Genomic DNA, 25409 nt, shown 5'->3' on the forward strand with positions numbered 1-25409 from the left:
TGCACACTCTTGACTGGAAGAAACTTCCCGGATAATCGTGACTCCTCGGAAGTTTCCTTCACGAGGGAAGGAGCGCTTGTGCGCGACTCCAGCACGGGAAGCACCGCAAGACCCTCCGGGCCGGCCGGGCCGGAGGGACCGTCAAAGCCCTCCCGGCGTACGGTTCTCGCCGCCACGGCGGGTATCACCGCCGCGCTGGCGGCCGGCCCGCGCGCCCACGCGGCCGACGCCCGCCCGCACGACGACAAGGCCCTGCGCGCCCTGATCTCCCGTATGACACTGGAGGAGAAGGTCGGCCAGCTCTTCGTCATGCGGGTGTACGGCCATTCGGCCACCGCGCCCGACCAGGCCGACATCGACGCCAACCTCAAGGAGATCGGCGTCCGCACGGCCGCCGAGCTGATCGCCAAGTACCGCGTCGGCGGCATCATCTACTTCGCCTGGGCGCACAACACCCGCGATCCGCACCAGATCGCCGCGCTGTCGAACGGGATCCAGCAAGCCTCGCTGGAGCTGCCGCGCGGGCTGCCGTTGCTGATCTCCACCGACCAGGAACACGGGATAGTGGCCCGGGTGGGCAAGCCCGCGACACTGTTCCCGGGCGCCATGGCGCTGGGCGCGGGCGGCTCGCGGGCCGACGCCCGGACGGTGGGCCGCGTCAGCGGGGCCGAACTGCGCGCGATCGGCATCAGCCAGGACTACTCCCCCGTCGCCGACGTGAACGTCAACCCGGCCAACCCGGTGATCGGTGTCCGCTCCTTCGGCGCCGACCCGGACGCGGTGGCGGGCCTGGTGGCGGCCGAGGTGAAGGGGTACCAGTGCTCGGGGGTCGCGGCCACGGCCAAACACTTCCCCGGCCACGGCGACACCGCCGTGGACAGCCACTTCGGCTTCCCCGTCATCACCCACAGCCGTGAACTGTGGTCGGAGCTCGACGCGGTGCCCTTCCGGGCGGCGATCCGCGCCGGCATCGACTCGATCATGACCGCGCACATCATGGTCCCGGCGCTCGACCCGGCCGGAGACCCCGCCACCCTCTCCCACCCGATCCTCACCGGCATCCTGCGCGGCGAACTCGGCTACGACGGCGTCGTGGTGACGGACTCGCTCGGCATGGAGGGCGTGCGCACGAAGTACGGCGACGACCGCGTCCCCGTCCTCGCGCTCAAGGCCGGTGTCGACCAGCTCCTCAACCCGCCGGACCTGGGCGTCGCGTGGAACGCGGTGCTGAACGCCGTGCGCGGCGGCGAGCTGACCGAGGCCCGGCTCGACGAGTCGATCCTGCGCATCCTGCGGCTCAAGGCGAAGCACGGGCTGCTGAGCGACCCGTACGTCCGTGACACGGCCGTCGACCGGGTGGTCGGCATCCCGGCGCACCTCAGGGCCGCCGACCGGATCGCCGAGCGCACCACGACCCTGCTGGTCAACAAGGAGAGGCTGCTCCCGCTGTCCCGGCGGCGCACCCCGAGGGTGCTGGTGGTGGGCGCCGACCCCGCCTCGCCGTCCCTGTCCGACGGGCCGCCCACCACGGTCGTGGCCGCGGAGCTGACCGGGCTGGGCTTCACGGCGACGGCCCTGTCCACAGGGACGGCGCCGTCGGCGGCCACGATCGCCAGGGCCGTCACGGCGGCGGCCGACGCGGACGCGGTGGTCGTCCTGACGTACAACCTGACGGCGACCGGCTCCCAGAAGACGCTGGTCGAGAGTCTGGTCGCCACGGGAGTCCCGGTGACCGCCCTCGCCATCCGCAACCCGTACGACATCGCCCGGATCCCGGGGATCGGCGCCGCTCTGGCCTCGTACTCCTGGACCGACGTCGAGGTGCGCGCCGCCGCGCGGGTGATCGCCGGCCGGGTGGACCCGCGGGGCAGGCTGCCGGTGGCGGTGCAGCGGGCGGACGACCCGGCGCAGGTCCTGTACCCGATCGGGTACGGGCTGAGGTACTAGACGTACGCGGCCCGCCCGGGTGCCGCGCCGGTGCGCGCGCGCCCGGAGGAGGGCCGGTGGGCCGTGCCCGCCCGTGTGTACGCGGGCGGGCACGGCCCCGATCCGGTCAGGGACGCAGGGTCATGTCCCGTTCGGTGTCCCGGTGGTCCAGCTTCGCGTCGAACCTCGCGAGCGGCCGGGCCGCCGAGGGGTCCGCCTGGACCGTCGCGGAGGCGACGCCCGCCCAGTCGAGGACGCGGGCGGTGGCGAGCGTCTTCTCGTCGGCGGCGAGTCCGGCGACGTTGGCGCCGTGGTTCAGACCCGGAGCCGTGAAGACGTAGGAGTCGCGGGCCTTGGAACCGAGACGGAACCGCTCGGCTCCCCAGGGGTCGTTCTGGCCGTAGACGAACAGCATGTGGTGCGCGTTCCGGCGGACCCAGCCGTCCACGTCACGCATCGCGGAGGGCTGGAACCTCATCGGGATGGAGCGCGGCACGAAGGTGCGCGGGGCCTGGTAGCCGTAGCGGAGGTACTTCTTCTCGATGTGCGGGAAGTGGATGGTGGGTGCGCCCAGTTGGGTGCCCGCCTGGTAGTAGTACGGGGTGTACGGCTCCAGGCCCTGGTCGGTGTAGAACGAGAAGCCGGAGATCGCGTCGACGGAGTTCCAGATGTCGTCGTCGCTCGCGTGCGCGGCGTCCGCGGGGATCGTGTCGCAGTCCTTCAGCAGGCTGTACTGCCAGAAGCCCCACACGTAGTCGAGCACGACCGCCTCGTACGCCTTGTCGAGGCTGCCGACCGTGGTGAAGGTGTAGCCGTTCTCGGCGGCGTAGTCCGCGTACTTCTTCTCCAGCGGCTCGCGGCGTACGAGGGCCTCGCGCTGCACGGCGTTCAGCCTGTCGCGGCACTCCTTGGTGCCGACCGACGCGAAGAAGCGGTCGTACGCCGAGTCCTCGTCGTTCACGACGTCGTTGGGCGCGACGTAGGCGACGACGCCGTCCATGTCACGCGGGTAGAAGCGCTCGTAGTACGTGGCGGTCATGCCGCCCTTCGAGCCGCCGGTGGAGATCCACTTCTTGCCGTAGACCGGCTTGAGCGCCTCGAAGATACGGTGCTGGTCGCTCGCCGCCTGCCAGATGTCGAGCTTGGACCAGTCGGCCGGGTCGGGCCGGGACGGCGTGAAGTAGCGGTACTCCATGGAGACCTGGTTGCCGTCCACGATCTGGGTCGGCTCGCGCCGGCTCGGTGTGGTCGAGACGTTGTAGCCGCCGGTGTAGAAGACCGTCGGGCGCGAAGTGTCCTTGTGCAGCACGGTGATGCGCTGCTGGAACGTGCCCTTGGACGGGTGCCGGTGGTCGACCGGCTGGGTGAAGTTCAGGACGAAGAACCGGTATCCGGTGTACGGCTTCTCCTGGACGAGGCTCACGCCCGGGATCGCGAGGAGCCGGTCCAGGATGTCCTGGCCCTCGTCGGCCGTGCTGGTTGCTCCTGTGGTGCCGTGGGCCTCCGGCTGGACGGCGGTGGCCGTCCCGGCCGTGCTCAGCGTGCCGATGAGCACCGTGAGCACGAGCAGCCCTCTGAGCGCCTTGCGCATGCACCCTCCCCTGGGAACACTCGGTTGTCCGCCGGAACCTAACGGAGCAACTCCCGTGACGCCAGGGGGTCTTGGGTCATCCGTGGTTCAGCACAGGATCCAGCCGGAACTCACCGAGCCCGATCCGACCGAGCCTTTGACCCGGACACAGCGGTGGCCCGCGTACAGGGTCACCGGGCCCGCGTGATGCGCGAAGCGTCCGGAGTTCACCACCGGCCGGCCGCCGCGCGCCTGCACGCTGACGGACATCGGCTTGCGTGAGCCCCGCGCCCCGGGGAAGGTCACGGCGCAGACATAGCCGCTGCGCTTGTACACCTGGACGGAACCGGTCGTGAAGGGCAGCGTGCGGACCTTGCGGCCCGAGCAGGAGGAGGCGGCGGCCTGGGCGCTGCCCGCACCCGTGAAGGCGAGCAGTCCGGCCGCGGCCAGCACGGCCAGGCCGAGCGCCATCCGTCGGCGTATCGCACCACTGTCCACTGTCGTCCCTCCCGCGCGGCAATCAGCGTACTGGTGTACGGACGCAGGACGTACGGCGGATGGTTGCGTACCGCTACGGCCTCAAGGGCGGGCGCATCTCACCCTTGCGAGGTTTTTGCCTTTTTTGAAGACAACCGTGCCTGTTTCTCCCGGGTCCAACCGACCAGGAAACGAAAGGCGGTTCTTCATGTCCGGCATCAAGTCCACTCTCACGCCCGGCCGCGCGGTCATCGCCGCGGCCCTTCTGATCGCCGCCGGCGCCTCGGTACCGGCCGTCGCGAGTTCCACCGCCGCGCCGCCCGCGCGCAGCGGAAGCAACGGTCCCGCCTACGACCGCGTGGCCGACTTCTACGGCGCCTACGTGGACGCCGTGACCGACGAGGGTTCCGGCCGCCTCAGCACCCAGCTGCGGTCGTTCTACCTGACCCCGGGGCTGCGCTCCCAGCTGGCCCGCTGGGAGAACCGTCAGCACGCGGACGGGGTGCTGCGCGCCCAGAACGTGCCGAGCGCCTGGAAGGTGACGGCGGGCGACAGCGGCGCCGGGCACACCTGGTCCACGGTCCGGCTCACCTGGGGCTCCGCCGCGCACCCGACGTACACCTATCTGACGGTGCAGTCGGATCTGGCGACGAAGAAGATCTCCGGCATCAAGCCGAGGAGCTGACGGGTTCCTCGGGCTCCGGGGAACCCACGAAGGTCCGCCACAGCGCCGCGTAGCGGCCGTCCAGGCGGAGCAGTTCCTCGTGGGTGCCGTCCTCGGCGACCCGGCCGTGGTCCATCACGACGACGCGGTCGGCGCGGGCGGCCGTCGTCAGCCGGTGGGCGACCACCAGCGTCGTACGGCGGCCCGCGAGCCGGTCGGTGGCCTGGTTGACGAGGGCCTCGGTCGCCAGGTCCAGTGCCGCCGTCGCCTCGTCGAGCAGCAGCACGTCCGGGTCGACCAGCTCGGCGCGGGCCAGCGCGATGAGCTGGCGCTGGCCTGCGGAGAGGTTGCGGCCGCGCTCGGCGACCTCGTGGAGATAGCCGCCCTCCAGGGTGGCGATCATGTCGTGTGCTCCGACCGCGCGGGCGGCGGCCTCCACCTCGGCGTCGCCGGCGCCCGGACGGCCGTAGGCGATGGCGTCGCGGACGGTCCCCTGGAAGAGGTAGGCCTCCTGGGGGACGACACCGAGGCGGTGCCGGTAGGAGGTGATGTCCAGGTCGCGCAGGTCCATGCCGTCGACCGTCACCCGCCCGGCCGTCGGGTCGTAGAACCGGGCGACCAGCTTCACGAGCGTCGACTTGCCCGCGCCGGTCTCGCCGACGAAGGCGACGGTCTGCCCGGCGGGGACGCGCAGGGACACCGCGCTGAGCGCCTCCTCGGCCTCGCCCGCGCGGCCGTACGCGAAGCCGACGTCCTCGAACGCGATCTCGCCGCGCAGCGACGTGACGTCCTGCGGCGCGTCGGCGGACTTCGTCGAGGTCGGCTCCCGGAGCAGTTCCTGGATGCGGCCGAGCGAGACGGTGGCCTGCTGGTAGCCGTCGAACACCTGGGAGAGCTGCTGCACGGGCGCGAAGAACAGGTCGATGTAGAGGAGATAGGCGACCAGCGCGCCGGTGGTGAGGGTGCCGGAGTCGATCCGGTGGGCGCCCACGATCAGCACGGCCGCCGCGGCCCCCGAGGCCAGCAGCTGGACGAACGGGAAGTAGACGGAGATCAGCCACTGTCCGCGGATCCGGGCCCTGCGGTAACTGTCGCTGCCCTCCGCGAACCGCCGCCCGCTCGCGCCCTCGCGCCGGAACGCCTGGAGGATCCGCAGCCCGGACACCGACTCCTGGAGATCGGCGTTGACCACCGACACCCGCTCGCGGGCCAGCTCGTACGCCTTGACGCTCGCCCGGCGGAAGAAGAACGTGCCGACGACCAGCGGCGGCAGCGTCACGAAGACGACCATCGCGAGCTGTACGTCGATCACCAGCAGGGCGGCCATGATGCCGAAGAAGGTGACGACGGAGACGAACGCGGTGACGAGCCCGGTCTGCAGGAACGTCGACAGGGCGTCGACGTCGGTCGTCATCCGGGTCATGATCCGGCCCGTGAGCTCCCGCTCGTAGTAGTCGAGTCCCAGGCGCTGGAGCTGCGCGAAGATCTTCAGGCGCAGCGAGTACAGGACCCGCTCGCCGGTGCGGCCGGTCATCCGGGTCTCGCCGATCTGCGCGGCCCACTGCACGAGCACGGTGACCAGTCCGAGCGCGGCCGCCGCCCACACCGCGCCGAGCGCGAGCCGGGTGACGCCCTGGTCGATGCCGTGCCGGATCAGGATCGGCAGCAGCAGCGTCATCACCGCGTCGACGGCGACCAGGGCGAGGCTGATGAGCAGCGGGGCCCCGAAGCCGCGCAGCAGCCGGCGCAGTCCGTAGGAGTCCTCGGCCCGGACCGCGCGGGCCTCGTCGACGTCCGGGACGTCGGCGGCCGGGGGCAGCGCCTCGACCTGGGCGAGGAGTCCGGGGGTGGCGGGCATCCCTTCGAGCGCGTTGTCCCGGGGCTCGCGGTCGCCGGCCCACAGGTGCGGGGTCACCCCGCGCTCGGCGTCGAACTCGGCGTCCAGCTCCTCGCGTACGGAGGTGTCCTCCCGCGGCGCGGCCGGCACGGCGTGTCCCGGGGAGACGCCGCCCAGCTCGTCGGGGTCGGTGAGCAGCCGCCGGTAGAGGGCGCAGCGGTCCTGGAGTTCCTCGTGGGTGCCGATGTCGGCGAGCCGGCCTCCGTCGAGGACGGCGATGCGGTCGGCGAGGTTGAGGGTGGAGCGGCGGTGCGCGATCAGCAGGGTCGTACGGCCCTGCATGACCTCCCCGAGCGCCTCGTGGATCTCGTGCTCGACCTGGGCGTCCACGGCGGAGGTGGCGTCGTCGAGAACGAGCAGCCGCGGGTCGGTGAGGATGGCGCGGGCGAGCGCGACGCGCTGGCGCTGGCCTCCGGAGAGGGTCAGGCCGTGCTCGCCGACCGTCGTGTCGTACCCGCCGGGCAGCTCGGCGATGAACCGGTGCGCCTGGGCGGCGCGGGAAGCGGTCTCGATCTCGTCCTGGGTGGCGTCCGGGCGGCCGTAGGCGATGTTGGCGCGGACGGTGTCGGAGAAGAGGAAGGAGTCCTCGGGGACGAGCCCGATCGCGGCGCGCAGCGACTCGGTCGTCAGCTCGCGGACGTCGTGCCCGCCGATCAGGACGGCGCCGTGCGTCACGTCGTAGAAGCGGGGCATCAGCAGCGAGACCGTCGACTTGCCCGAGCCGGAGGAACCGACGACGGCGAGGGTCTCGCCGGGCCGGATCTCGAAGCTCAGCCCGTCCAGGACGGGCCGGTCCTTGGTGTACCCGAAGGACACGTCGTCGAACTCGACGGTGGCGGGCGCGTCGGCCGGCAGGGTCTTGGTGCCGTCCTTGATCGACGGCTCGGTGTCGATGAGCTCCAGCACGCGCTCGGCACCCGCGCGGGCCTGCTGTCCTACGGTCAGCACGACGGCCAGCATCCGTACCGGTCCGACGAGCTGCGCGAGGTAGGTGGAGAAGGCCACGAAGGTGCCCAGCGTGATCTGGCCGCGCACCGCCAGCCAGCCGCCGAGCGCGAGCATCGCGACCTGGCCGAGGGCGGGCACGGCCTGGAGGGCCGGGGTGTACCTGGCGTTCAGCCGGATGGTCCGCAGCCGCCCCGCGAAGAGCCGCCGCCCGACCTCGCGCAGTTTGCCGGTCTCCTGGTCCTCCTGCCCGAAGCCCTTCACCACGCGGACGCCGCTGACGGCGCCGTCGACGACACCCGCCACGGCGGCGGCCTGCGCCTGCGCGTACCAGGTGGCGGGGTGCAGCCGGGAGCGGCTGCGCCTGGCGACGAACCACAGGGCCGGGGCGACGGCCAGCGCGACCAGGGTGAGCGGCAGGGACAGCGCGGCCATGATCCCGAGGGAGATCAGGAAGAGCAGGACGTTCCCGATGGTCATCGGGAGCATGAACAGCAGACCCTGGATGAGCTGGAGGTCGCTGGTCGCGCGGCCCACGACCTGCCCGGTGGACAGCTCGTCCTGGCGCCGCCCGTCCAGCCGGGTGATCGTCTCGTACATGTCGGTCCGCAGATCGTGCTGGACGTCGAGGGCGAGCCGGCCGCCGTAGTAGCGGCGGACGAAGGTGAGGGCGTAGACGAGGACGGCGGCGCCGAGCAGTGCGCCCGCCCAGGGGGCCATGCCCCGGCTGTGGTCACCGATGACGTCGTCGATGATCACCTTGGTGATCAGCGGGACCACTGCCATCAGGGCCATGCCGCCCAGCGAGGAGCCGAGCGCGAGCACCACGTCCTTCGGGTACCGCCAGGCGTACCCCGCGAGCCGTCGCGCCCATCCCCGTTCCGTCGCCACTCCGGTGCCTTCCGTAGATCTCACTCCGCCGGAAGGAAGCAACACCGAGCGAAGCGGATTTCATCCCTCCGCAACAATCGTCCGCCCGGCAGCGCGACAGACGTCCGCCCGCCGGGCACGGTGGCCGGGCGGGCGGACGACGGAGTACGGAGGTGACGGCGCGGGGTACGCGGCCCCGGTCAGCTCGCCGGGACGGCCGGGAAGGCCTCCGTCGGCTGCGAGGTCGGCGTGTACCGCTGGGGTGCGACGGTCGTCGGCACGAGGTCCTTGTGGATGACCTTGGCGACGGCCTGGATGGTGGCGACGCCGTAGTCCATGGTGCTGCTGCCGACGGTGAGCACCGACATCATGTAGTCGCGGCCGCCGCCGTTGAAGGTGCCGAGGCTGTGCACGCGCCACGCGTTCGAGGAACGCGAGAGCCAGCCGTTCTTGACGTGCACGGTGACCGTCGAGGGCGCCCCGGCCGGTGTCCCCCAGCGCTGCGAGGAGACGACCTTGTTCATGAGCTTCAGGATGTAGGCGCGGGAGCTGTCGCTCAGCACCGTGTTCTTCGCCGTGACGAGTTTGAGCAGCTTCTGCTCGTCGGTGACGTTGATCTGCGTCAGACCCCAGTAGCCGCCTGTGCCCGGCGTGGTCTTCGTCATCCCCGCGGCGGCCAGGAAGCCCTTGATCTTCGTCAGACCGAGCTGGTTCCACAGCTTCGTGGTCGAGGCGTTGTCCGACTGGGTGATCATCTTCGTGGCGAGCGACGTCTCGGTGCTCGTCAGATAGCGGTTGTGCTTCTTCGCGTCCCACAGCAGCGCGGCGAGGACGGTGACCTTCACCGTGCTGGCCGAGTCGAACGAGGTGGTGGCGCGGAGGGTGCAGGTGGTGTTGGTCGAGCGGTCGTAGAGACCGACCGCGACCGTGCCGCGGCGGGTCGCGAGCGCCGCGGTGATGTCCTTCTGAAGCTTGGCGGCCAGACCGGCCTTGCCCGACGTACAGCTGACCGTCGGCGCCGGCGCGGCACCGGCGGGGGCCGCGGCGGCGACGCCCGCTACGAGCAACCCGGCGGTGAGACCCCCCACCACCACTCTCGTACGTCTGAATATCCCGTGAGTCATGCCCATGTTGACTCACGAGTTCGCCCGAATGGTTGTACGGATCATTGCGGGGATTGTGTGTCGGCCGCGGGTACGGCGATACGTGCCGGGAGCCTCCGAGTCCCGTGCGCCGGGTCTCGGAGGCTCCTTCGGGGTTACTTCACGAGCTCGGCGTCACTTCACGACGATGCCGAAGCGGACGCCGGCGGCCGGGAGGTTTCCGGTGCCCGGGGCGTACGTGGTGACCGCGGCCGCCGTGCCACCGGTCACGTTGGACCAGGGCAGCACGTGCACCGCACCGTACGCCGACGGACCGTAGGGCATGCCCACGTACAGGTTGGTGCCGGTCGCGGCGATGCTGATGCCGACCCGCTGGTTCGCCGCCGGGGTGCCCGGCAGACCCGAGCCGCCCGCCTGGACCCAGTAGTCGGAGTCACCCGGAGCACCCAGCAGCGAGAACGTCTGGATCGCGCCGGCCTTGGCGGCCGTACCGACCGCCTCGCCCGGGAGGCCGACCGCGAGCTTCATCGTCGCGGCCGTGCCCTGCGAACGGGGCGCGGTGTTCATGGCGGCCACCCGCTCGCCGAAGCGGTCGCCCGCCTCGGCCCCGCCGGTCACACCGTCGGCCTCCTGCTGGACGTCACCGAGCTGGCTGACGACACCCGCCGCGGTGATCCGCAGGGTCACCACCCGTCCCGCGTCCGCCTTGTCGGCATCGCCCACGGTCAGCGACTCGCCCGGCGAACCCACCGCCAGGATCGAGTCGGTGGCGGCCGTGGCCCCGGCCGGACGGTACTCGGTCATCGACAGCGACGCGCCGAACTCGTCGTCCGCCTCCGCCGTGCCGGTGATCCCGTCGGTGTCCTGGTCGATGCCCGCGAGCGGGGTCGGGATGCCGCCGGCGTTCAGCTTGTGGTCGAAGACCGCCAGCCCGCCGGAGTCCGCCAGCGTGCCGATCTCCTCGTTCGGGATGCCGACCGCGATGTGGTTGGCGTCGCCCGCGACCGAGGTGCCGAAGCCGTCGTTCGCCTCGCCCGTCCCCGGCACATCCGTCTTGTCCTGGTAGATGGCCACGTTCGTGGCACCGCGCAGGTAGAACGCCGAGCCCGCCTTGGTCACCGTGCCGATCGACTCGCCCGGCACACCGATCAGCAGCCACGGCTCGCCCACGGTGCCGGCACCCGCGGCCAGGGAGTAGCCCATGCGGTCACCGGCCTCGGCGGCCGACCCGAGGATCGCGCCCGAACCGGTGCCCTGCTCCAGGTGCAGCGTCGCCTTCCCGGTACCGAGGCCGCCGCTCCCGCCGTACAGCACGTCGACGAAACCGGCGTCCACCGCGTCGCCGACGTCCTCGTTGGGCGAGCCGACGACCAGGTCGGTATAGCCGTCCTCGTTGTAGTCGACGGTCGCCAGAGCCGCGCCGAAACCGTCGCCGGTCTCCGCGCTGCCCGGCACCCAGGTCAGGTCCTGGGTGATCTCGGCGCTGCCCTTGCCGCCGCCGTACACGATCCGGACCAGACCGGCCTTGGTGTGGGTGCCGACGGTCGCCTCGGGGTCGGCGACGGCGATGTCCTCGATACCGTCGCCGTTGAAGTCGTTGACGCGGGTGGCGCTGACCTTGGAGGTGACCCAGGAGCCGAGGTCGTCGACGCGGGTGGCGACCGCGCCGGTGCGGGTCTCGGTGGTGCCGAGGCCGTAGCAACCGCCCTGCCAGGAGCGGCTGTTGATCGCGGCGAGCTGGGCATTTCCGCCGGTGACGCGGATCTCGGGGCCGCCGGTGTCGCCGGGGCAGACGGACACGCCGTCCTTGCCGGTGACGGAGGCGGTGGTGGCGTCGGAGGCGTCCACCGAGAAGGCGCCGGTGTGCAGGGCGAGGGGGGCCCACTCGTCCTTGGTGCGGCCGTAGCCGGCGACGCGCAGTTCCTCGCCGACGGTCGGCGCGGTGGTGGCCAGGGCGATCGGGGTGACACCGGTCGCCGGGGCGGAGAGGCGGGCCAGCACCAGGTCGCGGTCGGTGCGCGGCACCAGCTCGACCACGTTGCGGACCACACCGGCGGTACCGGTCAGGTCGGCGCGGCCGATGGTGGCGGTGGTGGCGAGCTTCGGCGCGCCGGCGGGCACGGTCAGTCCGGCGGCGGGGTTGTCGACGAAGCAGCTGGCGGCGGTGAGCAGCCACTCGGGGTCGACGAGGACTCCGGAGCAGCCGCGAGTGCTGTTGCCGATGTCCAGGCGGACGGTGTAGCCGTAGCTGGTGTCGGCGGCGGCGACGGCGGGGCCGGTGAGGGCCTGCGCGGGCGCGGCGCACAGGGCGAGCGGCGCGGCGATCAGGGTCGCGGCCAGCGCGGCGAGCCGGACAGGTCTGGCGTGTGGGGTGAGCATGACGTCCTTGGGGCGAGAAGACGGAAAAAGGAAGAAGGAGGGGCCGGCCGGAGGACAACAGGGCTCACATCGGCGCGACTTGGGCTGCCCGGTCCGCAACACGGCGCTCACGAAGTGAACTCGACGGCCACGGAGCGAACTCGGCGATCCCTCGGAGTACCTGACGGAGCGCTACTTGGTGGTCCTGATCTCCACGAGCATGAACTCGCGTCCCTCTTCGTCCGCGCTCTCGCCCACGGCCGTCCAGGTGTTCTTGGTGATGTCGTAGGACTTCTCCTCGTCACCCACGGTCATGTCCACCTGGGTCTCGTAGTCGTTGCCCCTCACGACATAGACGGCGGGGATCTCCAGCGTCAGCCAGCCCGATTTGCCGACCGTCTTGAAGCAGATCGTCTCCGACTGCCGCCGGGCCATGACCTGGAGGAGGCCGGTGCCACTGGCACAGTCGGCCAGGATGATGTGACCGTCACCGCGCTTGAGGACGATGCCCTGCTCCGCCAGGATCTTGTCGGCCTGCGGGTAGTCGAAGTTCTCCACCGCGTAGCCGGGCGCCTCGCCCGCGACCGGAGCCGCTCCGGCGGCCGACGCGCCCACCCCGGCGGACCCGCCCGGCAGACCCTGTGCCACGACGAGCCAGCCCATGGCGGCCGTCGCCACCAGGCCCACAACACGCCGCGCAAGTCTCCCGCGGCTCGGCCGCGCCTGAAGCGCGGTACGCACACGTGCCTTCATCACAGTCTTGATCCACAGCCTTTGTCGTCGGTTCCGGGAAACTCCGGAACGCGGAATGAAAGGCGGGCGTTAAAGCCGTGTCCAGCGGCGAGGACACGTTCAAGGATGTGCGGAGAAACGACTCTCGACATAACAAAGCGACAGCTCGCAAACGCATATCCATGAGCTCACCCCCTCCTGGAACCCCCGGCGCTCCGCCCCCAGAAAGCCACTCAAAGTCCCGTCCACCCACCTTGCCGCACGATGAGGCCAGGGGTCGGGGAGGCACCAAGCCGCACGGGCAATGGACCGCGAAAGCGCTTGTGCATCCCGAACGGGAACTCTTTGGCTGCGCTATGAAATCTCATGATCCACACTTTGTCCAGCCATCGCGTTCTGCGCATAAGTGGACATAAGCTCGGCCCTGACCGTGACGCACGTCACCTCACCATGAACGCCTTGCATGCTTTGCGCAATCAGAACGCAAACATCAAGTGACGGATCGGCAACGGGCGGTCCGGTCCACCGGCACCCCGCCACCCCCTCGCACCCGCCCGGCGCACACACGCGCCCTGTGCGGGATAAATCAGACACATTTGCCTTGTGTGTGAATTCACCCGCGCGATCCGTGCCATCCTTCCGCCGGTAATCGATGACATCGGCACCTGTTTCGGGAGGAACGATGGGACCATTGCGCCGCTTACCCCTTTCATGGGTGCCTTTTGGCCCTCCCCGGGGGGTTCATCCAAAGAGATTCCAGACAATGACCACGGTCGCAGAGCGGGCAGCGCCGCCCTGGACTCCGGCGGCCGGGCGAACCTCGCCACGTTCCTCACGCGCGTCCCTCGGCGACGCGCCGCTCGACCGGCTCATGCGCCTTCGACCGCCGCGCACGGGAGACAAGCCACTCGCCGTACGGCGTCGAGGGCTCGGACGGCACCACCGGCTCCCTCACGGCCGCGTGTATGGGGAAGGCGCAGTAGTCGTTGCCCTTGACCGAGTGGACGGCGGGGATCTCCAGGGTCAGCCGGCCCTCGTCGCCGATGTTGTTGCGGGCCAGGAGCTCGAGCCGCCCGGTCCGGCCACGCGGTCGGCGAGCGTGATGCGGCCGCCGCCGCGCTTCAGGGCGAGGTTCTTCCCTGCCGGGATCTTGCCGGCGCGCGGGTGGCCGAAGTCCTCCACGGCATAGGCGGGGTGCCGTCTGCGACGCTCGCCACATCGGCCTTCCCGGACGGCGGGACAAGGACCCCAGCGGTCGTGGCGAGTACGGCAAGTGCGCCTGCCGCCGCAATGCCAGGAATCCGCGACAAGTCGATTCCTTCGCCGCTCCACAGCCATTACGTCATGTTCCCTCACCGCGCTCCTCACCCCGAAGCGGAATGGCAGGTTTGCGAAATACCCCTCATACCGAGGGGAATCGCAGCTACCCCGTAAAGGGTCGCCCGACCTCTCACAGCGAGGACTGCAGGCCTGCATTACCTTCACGAACGCAACCATGGCAACACGAACCCGAAGCGCTGATCAACCGTCAAAGCTCGCTCACACGAAGGATCTTGACGATACGTCAGGTGTGACGTTCACCACCTCGCGAAAGGGTTGTACGGAAAGAAGCGGCAATTGAATAACACCTCCCGTCACGCCTACGACCTTCCCGGTCCTTTAACTCGGCTTCGGCTGTGGTGAGTTGGTAGGGTCACCGTCATTCATTGACGTTTCCACGTATACCCGTGCCGGATCCTGCCCGCGCGATTTCAGCGGAGCTCATCCCACTTCTCACGCGAGGAAATCCCCTTATGCAGACAGTTTTCTGGAGCAGGCGCCGCGTGCTCGGTGCGCTCGCCGCCGCGACCGCCGTCGCGGCCACTCCTTCGGTCCTGATACCGGCCACCGCCGCTGCCACCGAAGGCACCGCACCCGACCCGGTACCGCTGCCGGACACCGAGCGCGCCAAGGTCGTCAGGGCGTGGCTGACCGGTGGCAAGGGCGTCAAGGCCGCCGCCGCCGAGGCCCTCCAGGGGTCGGACGCCGACATCCAGACCTTCCTCGCCGAGACGCTGCCGAGGCAGACCGTGGAGGACAACCGGGTCGCGATCGTCCGCAGCCTGGACCGTGCGGGCAAGGGCCTGCGCCGGGAGGCCGCCGCCGCCCTCGACAACGGCGACGCCGCGATCGCCGCGTTCCTGAAGAACGGCTTCGGACCGGCCATCCTCGAAGACCTCCGGGTCGCCACCACCACCGTCTCGTCCACCGGCGGCAAGGCGGTGGTGCGCAGCGCCAACACCGCCCTCGACACCGCCACCGGACCGGCTCTCACCACTTTCCTCACCGACAAGCAGTACGACTCGCGCCTGGAGGACACCCGGGTCCAGGTCGGCACCATGCTGATGACCGGTGGTCCGGAGGTGCAGAAGTACGCGAGCCGTGCGCTCGACGGCGCCGCGACCGATGTGGAGTGGTTCATCGAGACCGGCCAGCACATCGCGCGCGCCCGTGACCAGGAGTCGGCGACCATCGAGGAGCTGGTGGCCCTCGTCGAGCGCGAGGGCAAGCGCGCCGAAAGCGAGACCAACCTGGCCGTGGAGGCCTCGGCCCGCGCCGAGACCGCCGCCGGGAAGGCCAAGGAAGCCGCCCAGAAGGCCGCCGCCGAGGCGACCGCTGCCCAGAACGATGTGCAGAAGTCGGGGGCGGCGGCCCGTAAGGCGGCGGGTGCGGCGAAGGGCGCGGCGGACGCCGCACGCAACGCCATCAACGCCTCCAATGCCGCGGTGAGTGCGTCCCGCCGCGCCTCCTGGGCGGCCACCGGCGCCGCTCAGGCCGCCTCGAAGGCGGGCAGTGCCGCGTCCCGTGCCTACAGGGCCGCGATAGCCGCCTCCAAGGACGCGGGCAAGACGGAGGAGGCCAAGAACGCCGCGGTCGCCGCCAGGAACGCGGCCGGCAAGGCCCGTAGCGCCGCCAAGGCCGCCGACAAGGCCGCCATCGCCGGTGATGCGGCCGCGGCCGCCGGCAGGACCGCCGCCTCCGCCGCACGCAACGCGGCCGCCGCCGCCACAGCCGCCGCCCAGGCCGCCGTCGCCGCCGGTGTCGCCCAGGCGGAGGCCGCCGAGGCCAAGCGCCAGGCCGCCATCGCCACGGCTGCCGCCAACCGTGCCACCAACGCGGCCTCCACCGCCCAGACCCTGGCCAGCACCGCCGCCGCCGCGGCCCGTACCGCCCGCGACGCCGCCAACTCCGCCGCCGACCACGCCGACAAGGCGGCAGCCGCCGCCGACGAGGCCGTGAAGTACGCGGGCCAGGCCATCGACTACGCCAACAAGTCGACCGCGCACGCCGATGAGGCCGTGAAGGCCGCGAACGTCGCCACCAAGGCCGTCAGCGACGCCATCGAGGTGGAGAAGAACGCCCGCGCGGCCGAGGCCCAGATCCTGGAGCAGGACAAGCAGCAGGCGATGGAGGAAGCACAACTGCTCGCCTCCATCGAGGCGAACGACCTGTCCGACGTCCGCGACAAGCGGCTCATGGCGGAGCGCACCACCCAGGAGATCAAGGACCTCACCACCCGGGCCGAACAGGCCCTGTACTCCGGCGACATGGCTCTCGCCGCGACCCTGGGGCGCAGGGCCGCGACCGGCCTGATCGACGCCCGGGGCGCCTGGACCCGGCAGGCCGCCCAGCACGCCCTGGCGGGCTCCGACGACGACATCTTCGCCTGGATCGACCTCGACCGGGCCATCGCCCAAGGCCAGGACGACCGCGAGACCACCCTCCATGTGGCGACGATCGCCGCACCGAAGATCGCCCAGGCCGCCCAGCTCGCCCTGGCGAGTTCCAGCTCCACGGCCATCGGCGACTTCCTCACCAGCGGCATGAAGAATGCCTCCGACGAGGATCTGCGCGTCGCGATCGGCAAGATCCTCCACGATGGCGCGGGCAAGGCCGTCACCAAGGCCGCCAACGATGCGCTCGACAAGAACACCAGCGACTCCCTCAACGACTTCTTCGACCACGACTACCCGCTGGCGCAGGAGGAGGACGACCAGGTCGCCGCCGGCCAGCTCATCGCCACCGCCGGCGCCATCACCAAGGCCTACGCCGAGGTCGCCCTCGAGGGCCCGGCGTGGATGCTCCGCAACTTCATCACCGTGGTCCAGTTCCTGACGGCCCAGCTCGACCACGACACCGCCACCCATGTCGCCGCGATCCGCGGTGCCATCGCCGCCGCCGCGAAGATCGCCGAGAAGGCGCAGGAGAACGCCGCGCTGGCGACCCAGGCCTCCTGGGAGGCCCGTAACAACGCCGCCAAGGCCCAGGAATGGGCGGACAAGGCGATCGCCTCGGCCGCCAAGGCCGAGGATTACGCGGACGAGGCGCGAGCGAACGCGGACGCCGCCGACAAGTCGGCCGCTGACGCCCAGGCTTCCGCCGACACCGCGAAGGCGGCTGCCGCGACCGCCCGTGGCGCGGCCCGCACGGCCAACTACTCGGCCAACAAGGCCATAGACTCCGCGCGTTCCGCCCTCAAGTCCTCCGCCGACGCCCAGGCTTCGGCCAACGCCGCCCGTGCCGCCAAGCTCGCCGCGCAGGCGGACGCGAAGGAGGCCGCCGCCGCGTACTCCGAGGCCAAGCAGATCGTCGTCCAGAAGCATATGGCCGAAATAGCCACCAAGGCCAAGCTGGCCGCCATGGAGGCCGAGGACAACCTCAGGAACGGGAATAACCCCGCCGACAACAACCGGAACAACCAGGTCAACCCCAACGGCACCAAGGACCCCGCCGACTCCGACGAGTGGTGGAACGACGCCCAGTTCTACGCCGACGCGGCCAACGCGGTCAGCATCGGCGCCGGCTTCCTGGCCGCCGGCTGCACTCTCGCAGGCTTCGTCTTCCCGCCGGCCTTCGCCGCGGCCGGGTTCTTCGCCGGTATCTCCGTGGGTGCGAGCGCCATCGGCACTGTCTTCACCGGCATCGAACACGGCTTCACCAGCAGCGAGTTCGCCTGGTCCGCCGCCGGCACCGGCCTGAACCTGGTCACCTACGGCCTGTCCAAGACGCTGAGCGCAGCCGCAAAGCCCACTGCCAATCTCGTCAAGCCCGTCGCGGGCAAGATCGCCGGCGTTGTCGAGGACGGGGCCTCCGCCATCACCAGAGGACTCAGTGATGTCTTCGGACTGGCCTCCTGACGAGTGCGTCCCCTTCGTCCGGCCCTGACGCGGTAGAGCGCGGGCCGCCCACCGCCGCCGTTCGGGGGGGCACTGCATGTCCGGTGCCCCCCCCTCCCTCCCCCAAGACAGCAAACAAGGAAGAGAGATCTGACGTACATGCATGAGATACGCCCCAGAGGCGCGGCTCGAATACGGGCCCGGTCGACCGTACTGGCCGTACTGACCGCGGTGACGCTGGGACTCACCACGGCGGGTACGGCCACGGCACAGCAGACCGCGGACGAGAAGCCGCGGCAGGTGGGGAGGGTGGACCTGACCGCCGCTCCCGCCCCCGCCACCGTGACCAGCACCTTCCCCAAGCAGTCCGGGGAACGCTGTGAGGCCACGAAGGCAGGCTCGAAGGAGCGCAGGGCGGGCGCCGTCAAGGCGTGCGTGAGCACCAGCCCCATCCTGGCTCCGCGTACCACGGCACAGCCGAAGAGCCTTGCCGCCACTGCCACTGCCACTGCTGCCACCGCCGCCAGCTGCTCCCTCACCAGCTCCGGCAACTACTCCTACGAGCGCTTCAGTTACTGCGTGACCGGGATAAACGTCCTCTACATCCTGCGCGACAGCAACGGCGCGGAGCTCGGGCGCGGCACCCTGGAGATCTCCACCAGCGCGTCACTGCCCGCGAGCGGCACGACGTGGAGCGAGCACGTCACCGTGACGATGACCTCCGCGATCGGCGAGGTCACCGCCCTCAACGCCAAGTTCCGCGCCTCCTGCGGCACCGGCTGCACGGCGACGACGACCTCGCCCTGGTACAACAACAACGACCTGGTCCTGGGGAAGAGCCTCAACGGCGACGTCAAGTACTCCTCGTCCCCGGCGGCGGGCGGCGTCGCGGAGTTCCTCACCTCGTACAAGATGTACGTGACCTCCCCGGGCGCCACGGCCATCGACCCGAACGCCTCGTGGGACAACCCGCGCAAGATCCGCTGTGACAACGCGGTCGGGGGCACCTCGGCGGCGGGCTGTGTCATCCCCTCGATCACGCCCGTCGTACCGATGAGCGCGCAGGCCTCCGACGCCGGCGGCGCCGTGGCCGCCTACGCGTGGGCGCAACAGAACCTCGACGGCGCCTGGGGGAAGAAGAGCAGCCCCCTGACCCGGTCGACGAGCGGCGTGGCCAACCGCACCGCCAGCACGTGCGGCGGCTTCACGGCCCAGACGGAGATCGTCGAGAACGACTCCTGCGGCGACTTCCCCTTCGGCGAGGCGAAGGAAGGCGGTGCCGCCGGCGCGCAGTGCGCCCAGGTGATCCCCAACCTCGGCAACGGCGAATGGGACGCCTACGTCCTGAACGACGCCCATGTCCTGGACCGCGCCGCACCCTGCGTACAGGCCCATGTCACGCCCGCCGAGAAGCAGTTCGCCGACAACCAGCTCGCCGACGGCTTCAAGAACCAGCGGGTGATCGACGCCGACCAGTTCGAGCTGACGTTCTCGTTGCCGGACGCCGGCCCGCAGGCCAGCTGCCTGAACGACCCCCGGCCGATCAACTCGATTCCCAATCCCAACGGCGGCGGCTGGTTCTGGAACACCACCGAACCGGTTCCCCACGTCAACAAGACGGTCAGCCTGCCCAGCCCGCCCAGCCCGCCCGACACGCCCTACCCGGCCGGAGAGCGGCCGACCCGGGCGCAGGCATGCCTGACCCGGCAGACCGAGGAGGGGACCGGAACCAGCGATCCCATCACCGGCTGGGAGGACGCGGAGGAGTTCAAGGCGAACAACGGCCTCACCTACCAGCTGGCCCGGTGTCATCTCATCGCGAACATCCTCGGCGGAAAGGGCACGAGTGAGCTCACTCGGTTCAACCTCGTCCCCTGCTGGCAGTCCGGGATGAACACGGGCAAGCCCAGCATGCGGACCTACGAGCTCATTGCGCAGAAACTGGTCCAGGGCACCACCCCCGGTCTCGGAACGAGCGACGCGATCTTCTACCAGGTGACACCCGTCTACAATGACCCGGAAAGCACCATCCCGGTGGGCGTCACGATGAACGCCCATATCGAACGGGCGGACGGGACAACCGAGGACCTCTTCCCCGACGTCTACGTCACCAACACCTATCGGAACACCGGGTTGTACAACCTCGGTAACTGATCCCGCCCAGTTCGCGCCAACGGGAGCCGGCATGAGTTTCACCACCCCACCGCGGCCGTTCGACATCACCGCGCTCTTCCCTCAGCTGGCCCCGCTGGCGCGCACGGCGACCCGGTTGCACCCGCGCCCCGGGTCTCCGACCGTGCACGACAGTTCCGTCGGCGGGCCGCTCCTGTGGCCCGCCGATGAGATGTGGCCGTACTGCGGCGAGCCGCACGACAGTCGCGCGGCGCCGGTGGTCCACTCACCGGACGACATCCGGCTCCTCCGCCGAAACCGCGTGGAAGCGACCGAGCGGCTGCGTCACGACCCTCAGGCACCCGAGTGGACCCCCGAGGAACTGGCGGCCTGGGAGCGGATCAACGTGGGCCGCCCGTGGTTCGACGGCCCGATCCCCCTCCTCCCCGTCGCCCAGCTCTACGCTCGTGACGTCCTCTTCCCGTGCCCGCCCGGCACGGACCTCCTCCAGGTCCTCTGGTGTCCCTTCGACCACGGGGAACACGCCCACCCCAGGACCGCACTCTTCTGGCGCTCCTCCGCCACCGTGACCGACGTCCTCGACGCACCGCCCGAGCCGCCGATCGTCCAGCTCGACTACTACCTCCCTGAGCCGTGCCTGTTCTCACCGGAGCAGGTCACCGACTTCCCCAACCCCTTGGAGCTGGACAAGGAGCTTCGGGACCAACTGGCCGACATGAGCCGCTGGGAGACGGTCGACCCCGCGCGGTACAACACGTACGCGGACGACCCGGGCGAGCTCTACCTGAACAACCTCTCCACCGCCCCCGGCTGGAAGACCGGCGGCTGGACCCGCTGGAGCCCCACCGACCCCGTGCCCTGCCCCTGCCCCGAGTGCGGCACCGAGCAGGTCCCGCTCCTCACCATCGCCTCCTCGGAATGGGACGGCGGCAGCAGGACCTGGATCGCCGAGGAGGAGCGGACGAACCCGACCCCGCTTCCCCTGGGCACCCCGGCCGGCAACTTCACCAAGATCGACATCGCCGGCGGCCACGACCTCCAGCTCCACGCCTGCCCGAAGTCCCCGGACCATCCCCACATCGAACTGGTCCAGTGAGCAGACCCGCCGCCCAAGTACCGGGACGCCACTCGCACGATTACCGTGGGAGTTACGTTGAGCACCGATATCGAGCGGGACGACGGATCGGTGGAGGAGCTGTTCCCCGACGTCCACATCCCAACACCCGGGCCGACACTGGGCTGTTCAACCTCGGCAACTGATCACGGCCAGTTCGTGCCATCGGGAGCCGACATGAATCCCGCCACCCCGCCGCAGCCTTTCGGCGTCACCGCGCTCTTCCCTCGACCGGCCCCGACGGCGCACACGGCACGACGGTAGGATTCAAGGTAGGATAAGTAGCATGAGTGAGCCTACCGGCAAGTACTCGATCACCATGCCGCGCGACATCGCCGAGGCCGCCAAGGCCCGCAGCGGCCCCTCCGGACTGTCCGCCTACGTCGCCGCGGCCGTCGCCCGCCAGATCGAGCGGGACAGTCTCAACGAACTCATCACGGTCGCGGAGGCCGAACACGGCCCCGTCACCGACGAAGAGATCCAGGCCCTGCGAGACCAGCTCCACCGAGCCCGGGAGCAACAGACCCGAGGCGGGGCGGACGCTGCGTGAGCCCCTCCCCCGCCGTCCCCGGCGGCACCCTGGTCCTCGACAGCGAGGGGCTGGCCAAGGCCGTCCTGCGCGACCGCACGGTCACCGGCTGGCTCGCCCTCGCCCGCGCCGAAGACCTGCGGGTGATCACTTCCGCGGCCACCCTCGTGGAAGTGATCCACCCACGGATCAATCGGCCGGCCCTGGAATGGACCCTGTCCCGCCTCGTCGTCGAACCGGTCACCGAGCCCATCGCCCGGCACGCCGCCGCCCTCCTCTCCGACACCGGCCTGCACGGCCACAAGTACGCCATCGACGCCATGGTCAGCGCCACCGCCCTCGCGGCCCCCGGTCCGGTGACGGTCCTGACCTCCGATCCGGAGGACATCATGGCGCTGTGCGACGGGCACGCCACCGTCATCAAAATCTGATTCCCGCCGGGCACACCGGCACAAGCGCCGGTCACGCTCCGCAACGCCGTTCTCGCACCAACCGGCTGCAACGGGTGCCCCCTTCACCCACACACCCACAGGCTGCCCTCAGCTTCACCACAGCCGTCACCCATCCGGCGCCTGCACGGTGCAGTGGTGACATCTGCCACCGACCCACACCCCCACCCGACCGCGACTCCCGACTCACCGCCGCCGGTCACGCCCACGGCGCCCCCGACGGGCTCGCCCCGCTGGTCGCTCCCCGCACTGATCGCGATCCTGATCCTGGCGGCGGTGCTCTACTCCTGGAACCTGTCCGGCTCCGGCCTGAACAGCTTCTACAGCTCCGCCGTGTTCAGCGGCACGCAGAGCTGGAAGGCGTGGTTCTTCGGCTCGCTGGACGCGGGCAACTTCATGACCGTGGACAAGCCGCCGCTCGCGCTGATGGTGATGGGCCTGTCCTGCCGGATCCTCGGCTTCGGCACCTGGCAGATGATGCTGCCGATGATCCTCGTCGCGCTGGCGACCATCTGGATCCTGCACGCCTCGGTGAAGCGGGTGTGGGGTCACGGCGCCGCGGCCGTCGCCGCCCTGGTGCTCGCGCTGACCCCGATCACGGTCGCCATCAACCGCGACAACAACCCCGACACCCTGCTGGTGTTCCTCATGGTGTCGGGCGCGGCCCTCGCCCTGCGGGCGACCACGAACGGCCGGCTGCTGCCGCTGCTCGGCTCGGCCGCCTGCTTCGGCCTCGCGTTCAACACGAAGATGCTCCAGGGCTACATCGCACTGCCCGCCGTCTTCGCGGTCTACCTCTACGCGGCCACGCCGACGCTCCGGAAGCGGATCCTGAACCTGGCGCTCGCGGGCGTGGCGCTGACCGTCTCCAGCTTCTGGTGGGCGACGGCCGTGTCCCTCGTGCCCGCCGACGACCGGCCCTACATCGGCGGCTCGACGGACGGCACCGCCTGGGACCTGATCACGGGCTACAACGGCCTCGGCCGGGTCCTCGGCGGCGAGGGCAACGGCGGCGGAGGCGGGGGCGGAGGCGGGGGCGGGGGCGGCGGCTTCTCCGGCACCGCGAGCCTCGGCCGGCTGTTCAACGACATCCTGGGCGGCCAGATCTCCTGGCTGATCCCCTTCTCGGCCGTCGCCCTCGTCGGCGGTCTGGTGCTGTGCGGGCGCGCCCCGCGCACCGACCTCACCCGCGCCGCGCTGGTGCTGTGGGGCGGCTGGATGCTGCTGCACTACCTGACGTTCGCCATGGCCGAGGGCACGATGCACCCGTACTACACGACCGCGGTCGCCCCCGGCATCGCGGTGCTGTGCGGGGGCGGCGGCGTCATGCTGCTGCGCGCCTTCCGGGGCGGCGACGCGCGCTGGTCGTGGGTGCTGCCCGCCGGGTTCGCGGTCACCGGCGTCTGGGCGGTCGTGCTGCTGCGCCGGGCCACCGACTGGAACGCCTGGCTGTGGCCCGCCGTCGCGGTGGTCATGGTGCTGGCGATCGTGGGCCTGGTCCTCTTCCGCACCGGCCGGCGCGCCCGGCTGCTGGCCGTGTCCGTGACCGCCGCGATCGTCGCGGCCCTCGCGGGTCCGACGGCGTACGCGGTCGCCGTTCCGGCGAGTACGGGCGGCGGCATGGGCGGCACCAACCCGACCGCCGGTCCGTCGACCGGCAACGGATTCGGCGGCGGTGGCGGTCGGGGCGGCTTCGGCGGCAACGGCGGCGGGCCGGGCGGTGGCGAGCTGCCCGGCGGCACCCGGCAGGGCGGCCAGGCGACCGGCCAGGAAGGCGGTCAGACGACGCCCGGCGGCGGTGCGAACGGTGAACTGCCCGGCGGTGCCCCGCAAGGCGGCGGGAACGGCGGATTCCCGGGCGGCGGCGAGAACGGCCAGGGCGGCGGCTTCCCCGGCGGTGAGAACGGCACGGCTCCCGGCGGTACGGCCCCGAACGGCTCGGGCGGTCAGCCCGGCGGGGGCGGCTTCGGCGGCGGTGGTGGCGGCATGGGCGGCGACACCAGCAGCGAGCTGATCTCGTATCTGGAGAAGCACCAGGACGGCGCCGAGTGGCTGCTCGCGGTGTCCAATTCGCAGAGCGCCGGGCAGTTGATCCTGAGCACGCACAAGCCCGTCATCTCCATGTTCGGCTTCACCGGCAGCGACAACGGCATGACGGTCGCCAAGCTCAAGGAGCTGGTGAAGAAGGGCGAACTGCACTACATCCAGATCGGCGGCGGAGGCATGGGCGGCGGTATGGGCGGCGGCAACAGCGCCAGTTCGGCCGTCACCGCCTGGGTGCAGAAGAACGCCACGGCGGTGAAGGAGAGCGAGTACAGCAAGACCACGACGTCGGAGTCGGGTTCCGAGTCGAAGTCGGGTTCGGGTTCGAGCTCCGAGGCTCAGAACAGCCAGTCGACGTCGACTCTCTACCGTCTGGATCCCTCGGACGTCAGCTGACAGCGCCCCTCCACACCCGAACGGCCCCCGGCTCCCCGCCGGGGGCCGTTCCCGTACCGTCCCTCACCCCGTCGGGCAATCAACTCGCGTAGACAGCTCCCGACTTGCCCGTTCCCGTCATCCGAAAGACATGTCAGATTCATTGCCAAGCCTACATGTTCATGTCATTCTCGCGATTGCCGCCTCCCATCAACCCGCGTAGATCGGACCCCCACATGCTGGCGACACGCACATACCGATGGAAATCCGTGGCCCTGGCCACCGCTGCCGTCCTGGTCGGCCTGACCGCACCCGCCCTCACCGCGACCCCCGCCGCGGCGACCACGACGGCGTACGACTCGACGTACTACAAGAACGCGGTCGGCAAGACCGGCACCAGCCTGAAGTCCTCGCTGCACACCATCATCAGCAGCCAGACCAAGATCTCGTACTCCGCGGTCTGGAACGCGCTGATGGCCACCGACCAGGACCCGAACAACAGCAGCAACGTGATCCTGCTGTACAGCGGTGTCTCGCGCGCCAAGTCCCTCAACGGCGGCGACGTCGGCGACTGGAACCGCGAGCACACCTGGGCCAAGTCGCACGGCGACTTCGGCGAGGTGACCGGCCCCGGCACCGACCTGCACCACCTGCGTCCCGCGGACGTCCAGGTGAACAGCATCCGCGGCAACCTGGACTTCGACAACGGCGGCAGCGCCGTCACCAACGGCGGCGGCAGCACCGTCGACTCCGACTCCTTCGCGCCTCGCGCCGCGGACCGGGGCGACGTGGCCCGCATGATCCTCTACATGGCCGTGCGCTACGAGGGCGACGACGGCTTCGCGAACCTGGAGCCCAACGAGAAGGTCGGCAACGGCAGCAACCCCTACATGGGCAAGCTCTCGATCCTCAAGGCATGGAACGAGGCGGACCCGCCGAGCGCCTTCGAGGAGAAGCGCAACCAGGTCATCTACGACACCTACCAGCACAACCGCAACCCGTTCATCGACCACCCGGAGTGGGTCGAGGCGATCTGGTAGACGGGCGGGCCCGGCCCTTCCCCGTGCC

The 25409-nt window shown here is 70.5% G+C and carries 15 protein-coding genes; 9 read left to right on the forward strand and 6 right to left on the reverse strand.

The features are described 5' to 3' along the window. Positions 1 to 78 precede the first annotated feature (78 nt). Positions 79 to 1947, forward strand: a complete 1869-nt coding sequence (locus OG410_RS16130) for a glycoside hydrolase family 3 protein (protein ID WP_329299800.1) — start codon at positions 79 to 81, stop codon at positions 1945 to 1947. A gap of 106 nt (positions 1948 to 2053) precedes the next feature. Here the strand turns inward: OG410_RS16130 and OG410_RS16135 are convergent, their stop codons facing one another. Continuing rightward, positions 2054 to 3517: a S28 family serine protease gene (locus OG410_RS16135; protein WP_329299801.1), complete on the reverse strand. Its 1464-nt coding sequence runs from the start codon at positions 3515 to 3517 to the stop codon at positions 2054 to 2056. A gap of 87 nt (positions 3518 to 3604) precedes the next feature. Next, a complete protein-coding gene (locus tag OG410_RS16140; protein ID WP_328452224.1) occupies positions 3605 to 3994 on the reverse strand; it encodes a hypothetical protein in 390 nt (129 codons plus the stop codon). A 187-nt stretch (positions 3995 to 4181) separates the two neighbouring features. Between OG410_RS16140 and OG410_RS16145 the strand changes: the two genes are divergently transcribed. Beyond that, positions 4182 to 4658, forward strand: a complete 477-nt coding sequence (locus tag OG410_RS16145; RefSeq protein WP_329299802.1) for a hypothetical protein — start codon at positions 4182 to 4184, stop codon at positions 4656 to 4658. Here the strand turns inward: OG410_RS16145 and OG410_RS16150 are convergent. From OG410_RS16150 to OG410_RS16165, 4 genes are all read right to left on the reverse strand, one after another. Next, positions 4642 to 8370, reverse strand: a complete 3729-nt coding sequence (locus OG410_RS16150) for an ABC transporter ATP-binding protein (RefSeq protein WP_329304139.1) — start codon at positions 8368 to 8370, stop codon at positions 4642 to 4644. The two genes, OG410_RS16145 and OG410_RS16150, sit on opposite strands and share 17 nt — an antisense overlap. Positions 8371 to 8549: 179 nt before the next feature. Next, positions 8550 to 9473, reverse strand: coding sequence for a serine hydrolase (locus tag OG410_RS16155; protein ID WP_329299803.1), 924 nt, complete (start codon positions 9471 to 9473; stop codon positions 8550 to 8552). Positions 9474 to 9626: 153 nt separating this feature from the next. Beyond that, entirely contained in the window at positions 9627 to 11831 is a 2205-nt protein-coding gene (locus OG410_RS16160; protein ID WP_329299805.1) for a trypsin-like serine protease, read from the reverse strand. Between the two features lie 171 nt (positions 11832 to 12002). After that, positions 12003 to 12473 carry a hypothetical protein gene (locus tag OG410_RS16165; protein ID WP_329304140.1) on the reverse strand — a complete coding sequence of 157 codons (471 nt, stop codon included), beginning with the start codon at positions 12471 to 12473 and terminating at the stop codon, positions 12003 to 12005. A 1862-nt stretch (positions 12474 to 14335) separates the two neighbouring features. Here OG410_RS16165 and OG410_RS16170 point away from each other — a divergent pair. The 7 genes from OG410_RS16170 to OG410_RS16200 all read left to right on the forward strand — a co-directional run bounded on the left by OG410_RS16170 (position 14336) and on the right by OG410_RS16200 (position 25381). Continuing rightward, positions 14336 to 17719 carry an ALF repeat-containing protein gene (locus tag OG410_RS16170; protein ID WP_329299806.1) on the forward strand — a complete coding sequence of 1128 codons (3384 nt, stop codon included), beginning with the start codon at positions 14336 to 14338 and terminating at the stop codon, positions 17717 to 17719. 138 nt (positions 17720 to 17857) lie between these two features. Further along, positions 17858 to 19852: a DNA/RNA non-specific endonuclease gene (locus OG410_RS16175; protein ID WP_329299807.1), complete on the forward strand. Its 1995-nt coding sequence runs from the start codon at positions 17858 to 17860 to the stop codon at positions 19850 to 19852. Positions 19853 to 19883: 31 nt separating this feature from the next. After that, entirely contained in the window at positions 19884 to 20927 is a 1044-nt protein-coding gene (locus OG410_RS16180; RefSeq protein WP_329299808.1) for a hypothetical protein, read from the forward strand. A 304-nt stretch (positions 20928 to 21231) separates the two neighbouring features. Further along, positions 21232 to 21495, forward strand: a complete 264-nt coding sequence (locus OG410_RS16185) for a CopG family transcriptional regulator (protein ID WP_329299809.1) — start codon at positions 21232 to 21234, stop codon at positions 21493 to 21495. Beyond that, the gene (locus OG410_RS16190) at positions 21492 to 21905 is read left to right on the forward strand and encodes a type II toxin-antitoxin system VapC family toxin (RefSeq protein ID WP_329299810.1); all 414 of its coding nucleotides are present in this window, start codon (positions 21492 to 21494) and stop codon (positions 21903 to 21905) included. The genes OG410_RS16185 and OG410_RS16190 overlap by 4 nt, the downstream gene beginning before the upstream one ends. A 156-nt stretch (positions 21906 to 22061) precedes the next feature. Beyond that, entirely contained in the window at positions 22062 to 24362 is a 2301-nt protein-coding gene (locus OG410_RS16195) for a glycosyltransferase family 39 protein (protein WP_329299811.1), read from the forward strand. Positions 24363 to 24577: 215 nt separating this feature from the next. Continuing rightward, positions 24578 to 25381 carry an endonuclease I family protein gene (locus OG410_RS16200; RefSeq protein ID WP_329299812.1) on the forward strand — a complete coding sequence of 268 codons (804 nt, stop codon included), beginning with the start codon at positions 24578 to 24580 and terminating at the stop codon, positions 25379 to 25381. Positions 25382 to 25409 lie beyond the last annotated feature (28 nt).

Origin of the sequence: Streptomyces sp. NBC_00659 (assembly GCF_036226925.1) — a bacterium.
GTDB lineage: Bacteria > Actinomycetota > Actinomycetes > Streptomycetales > Streptomycetaceae > Streptomyces.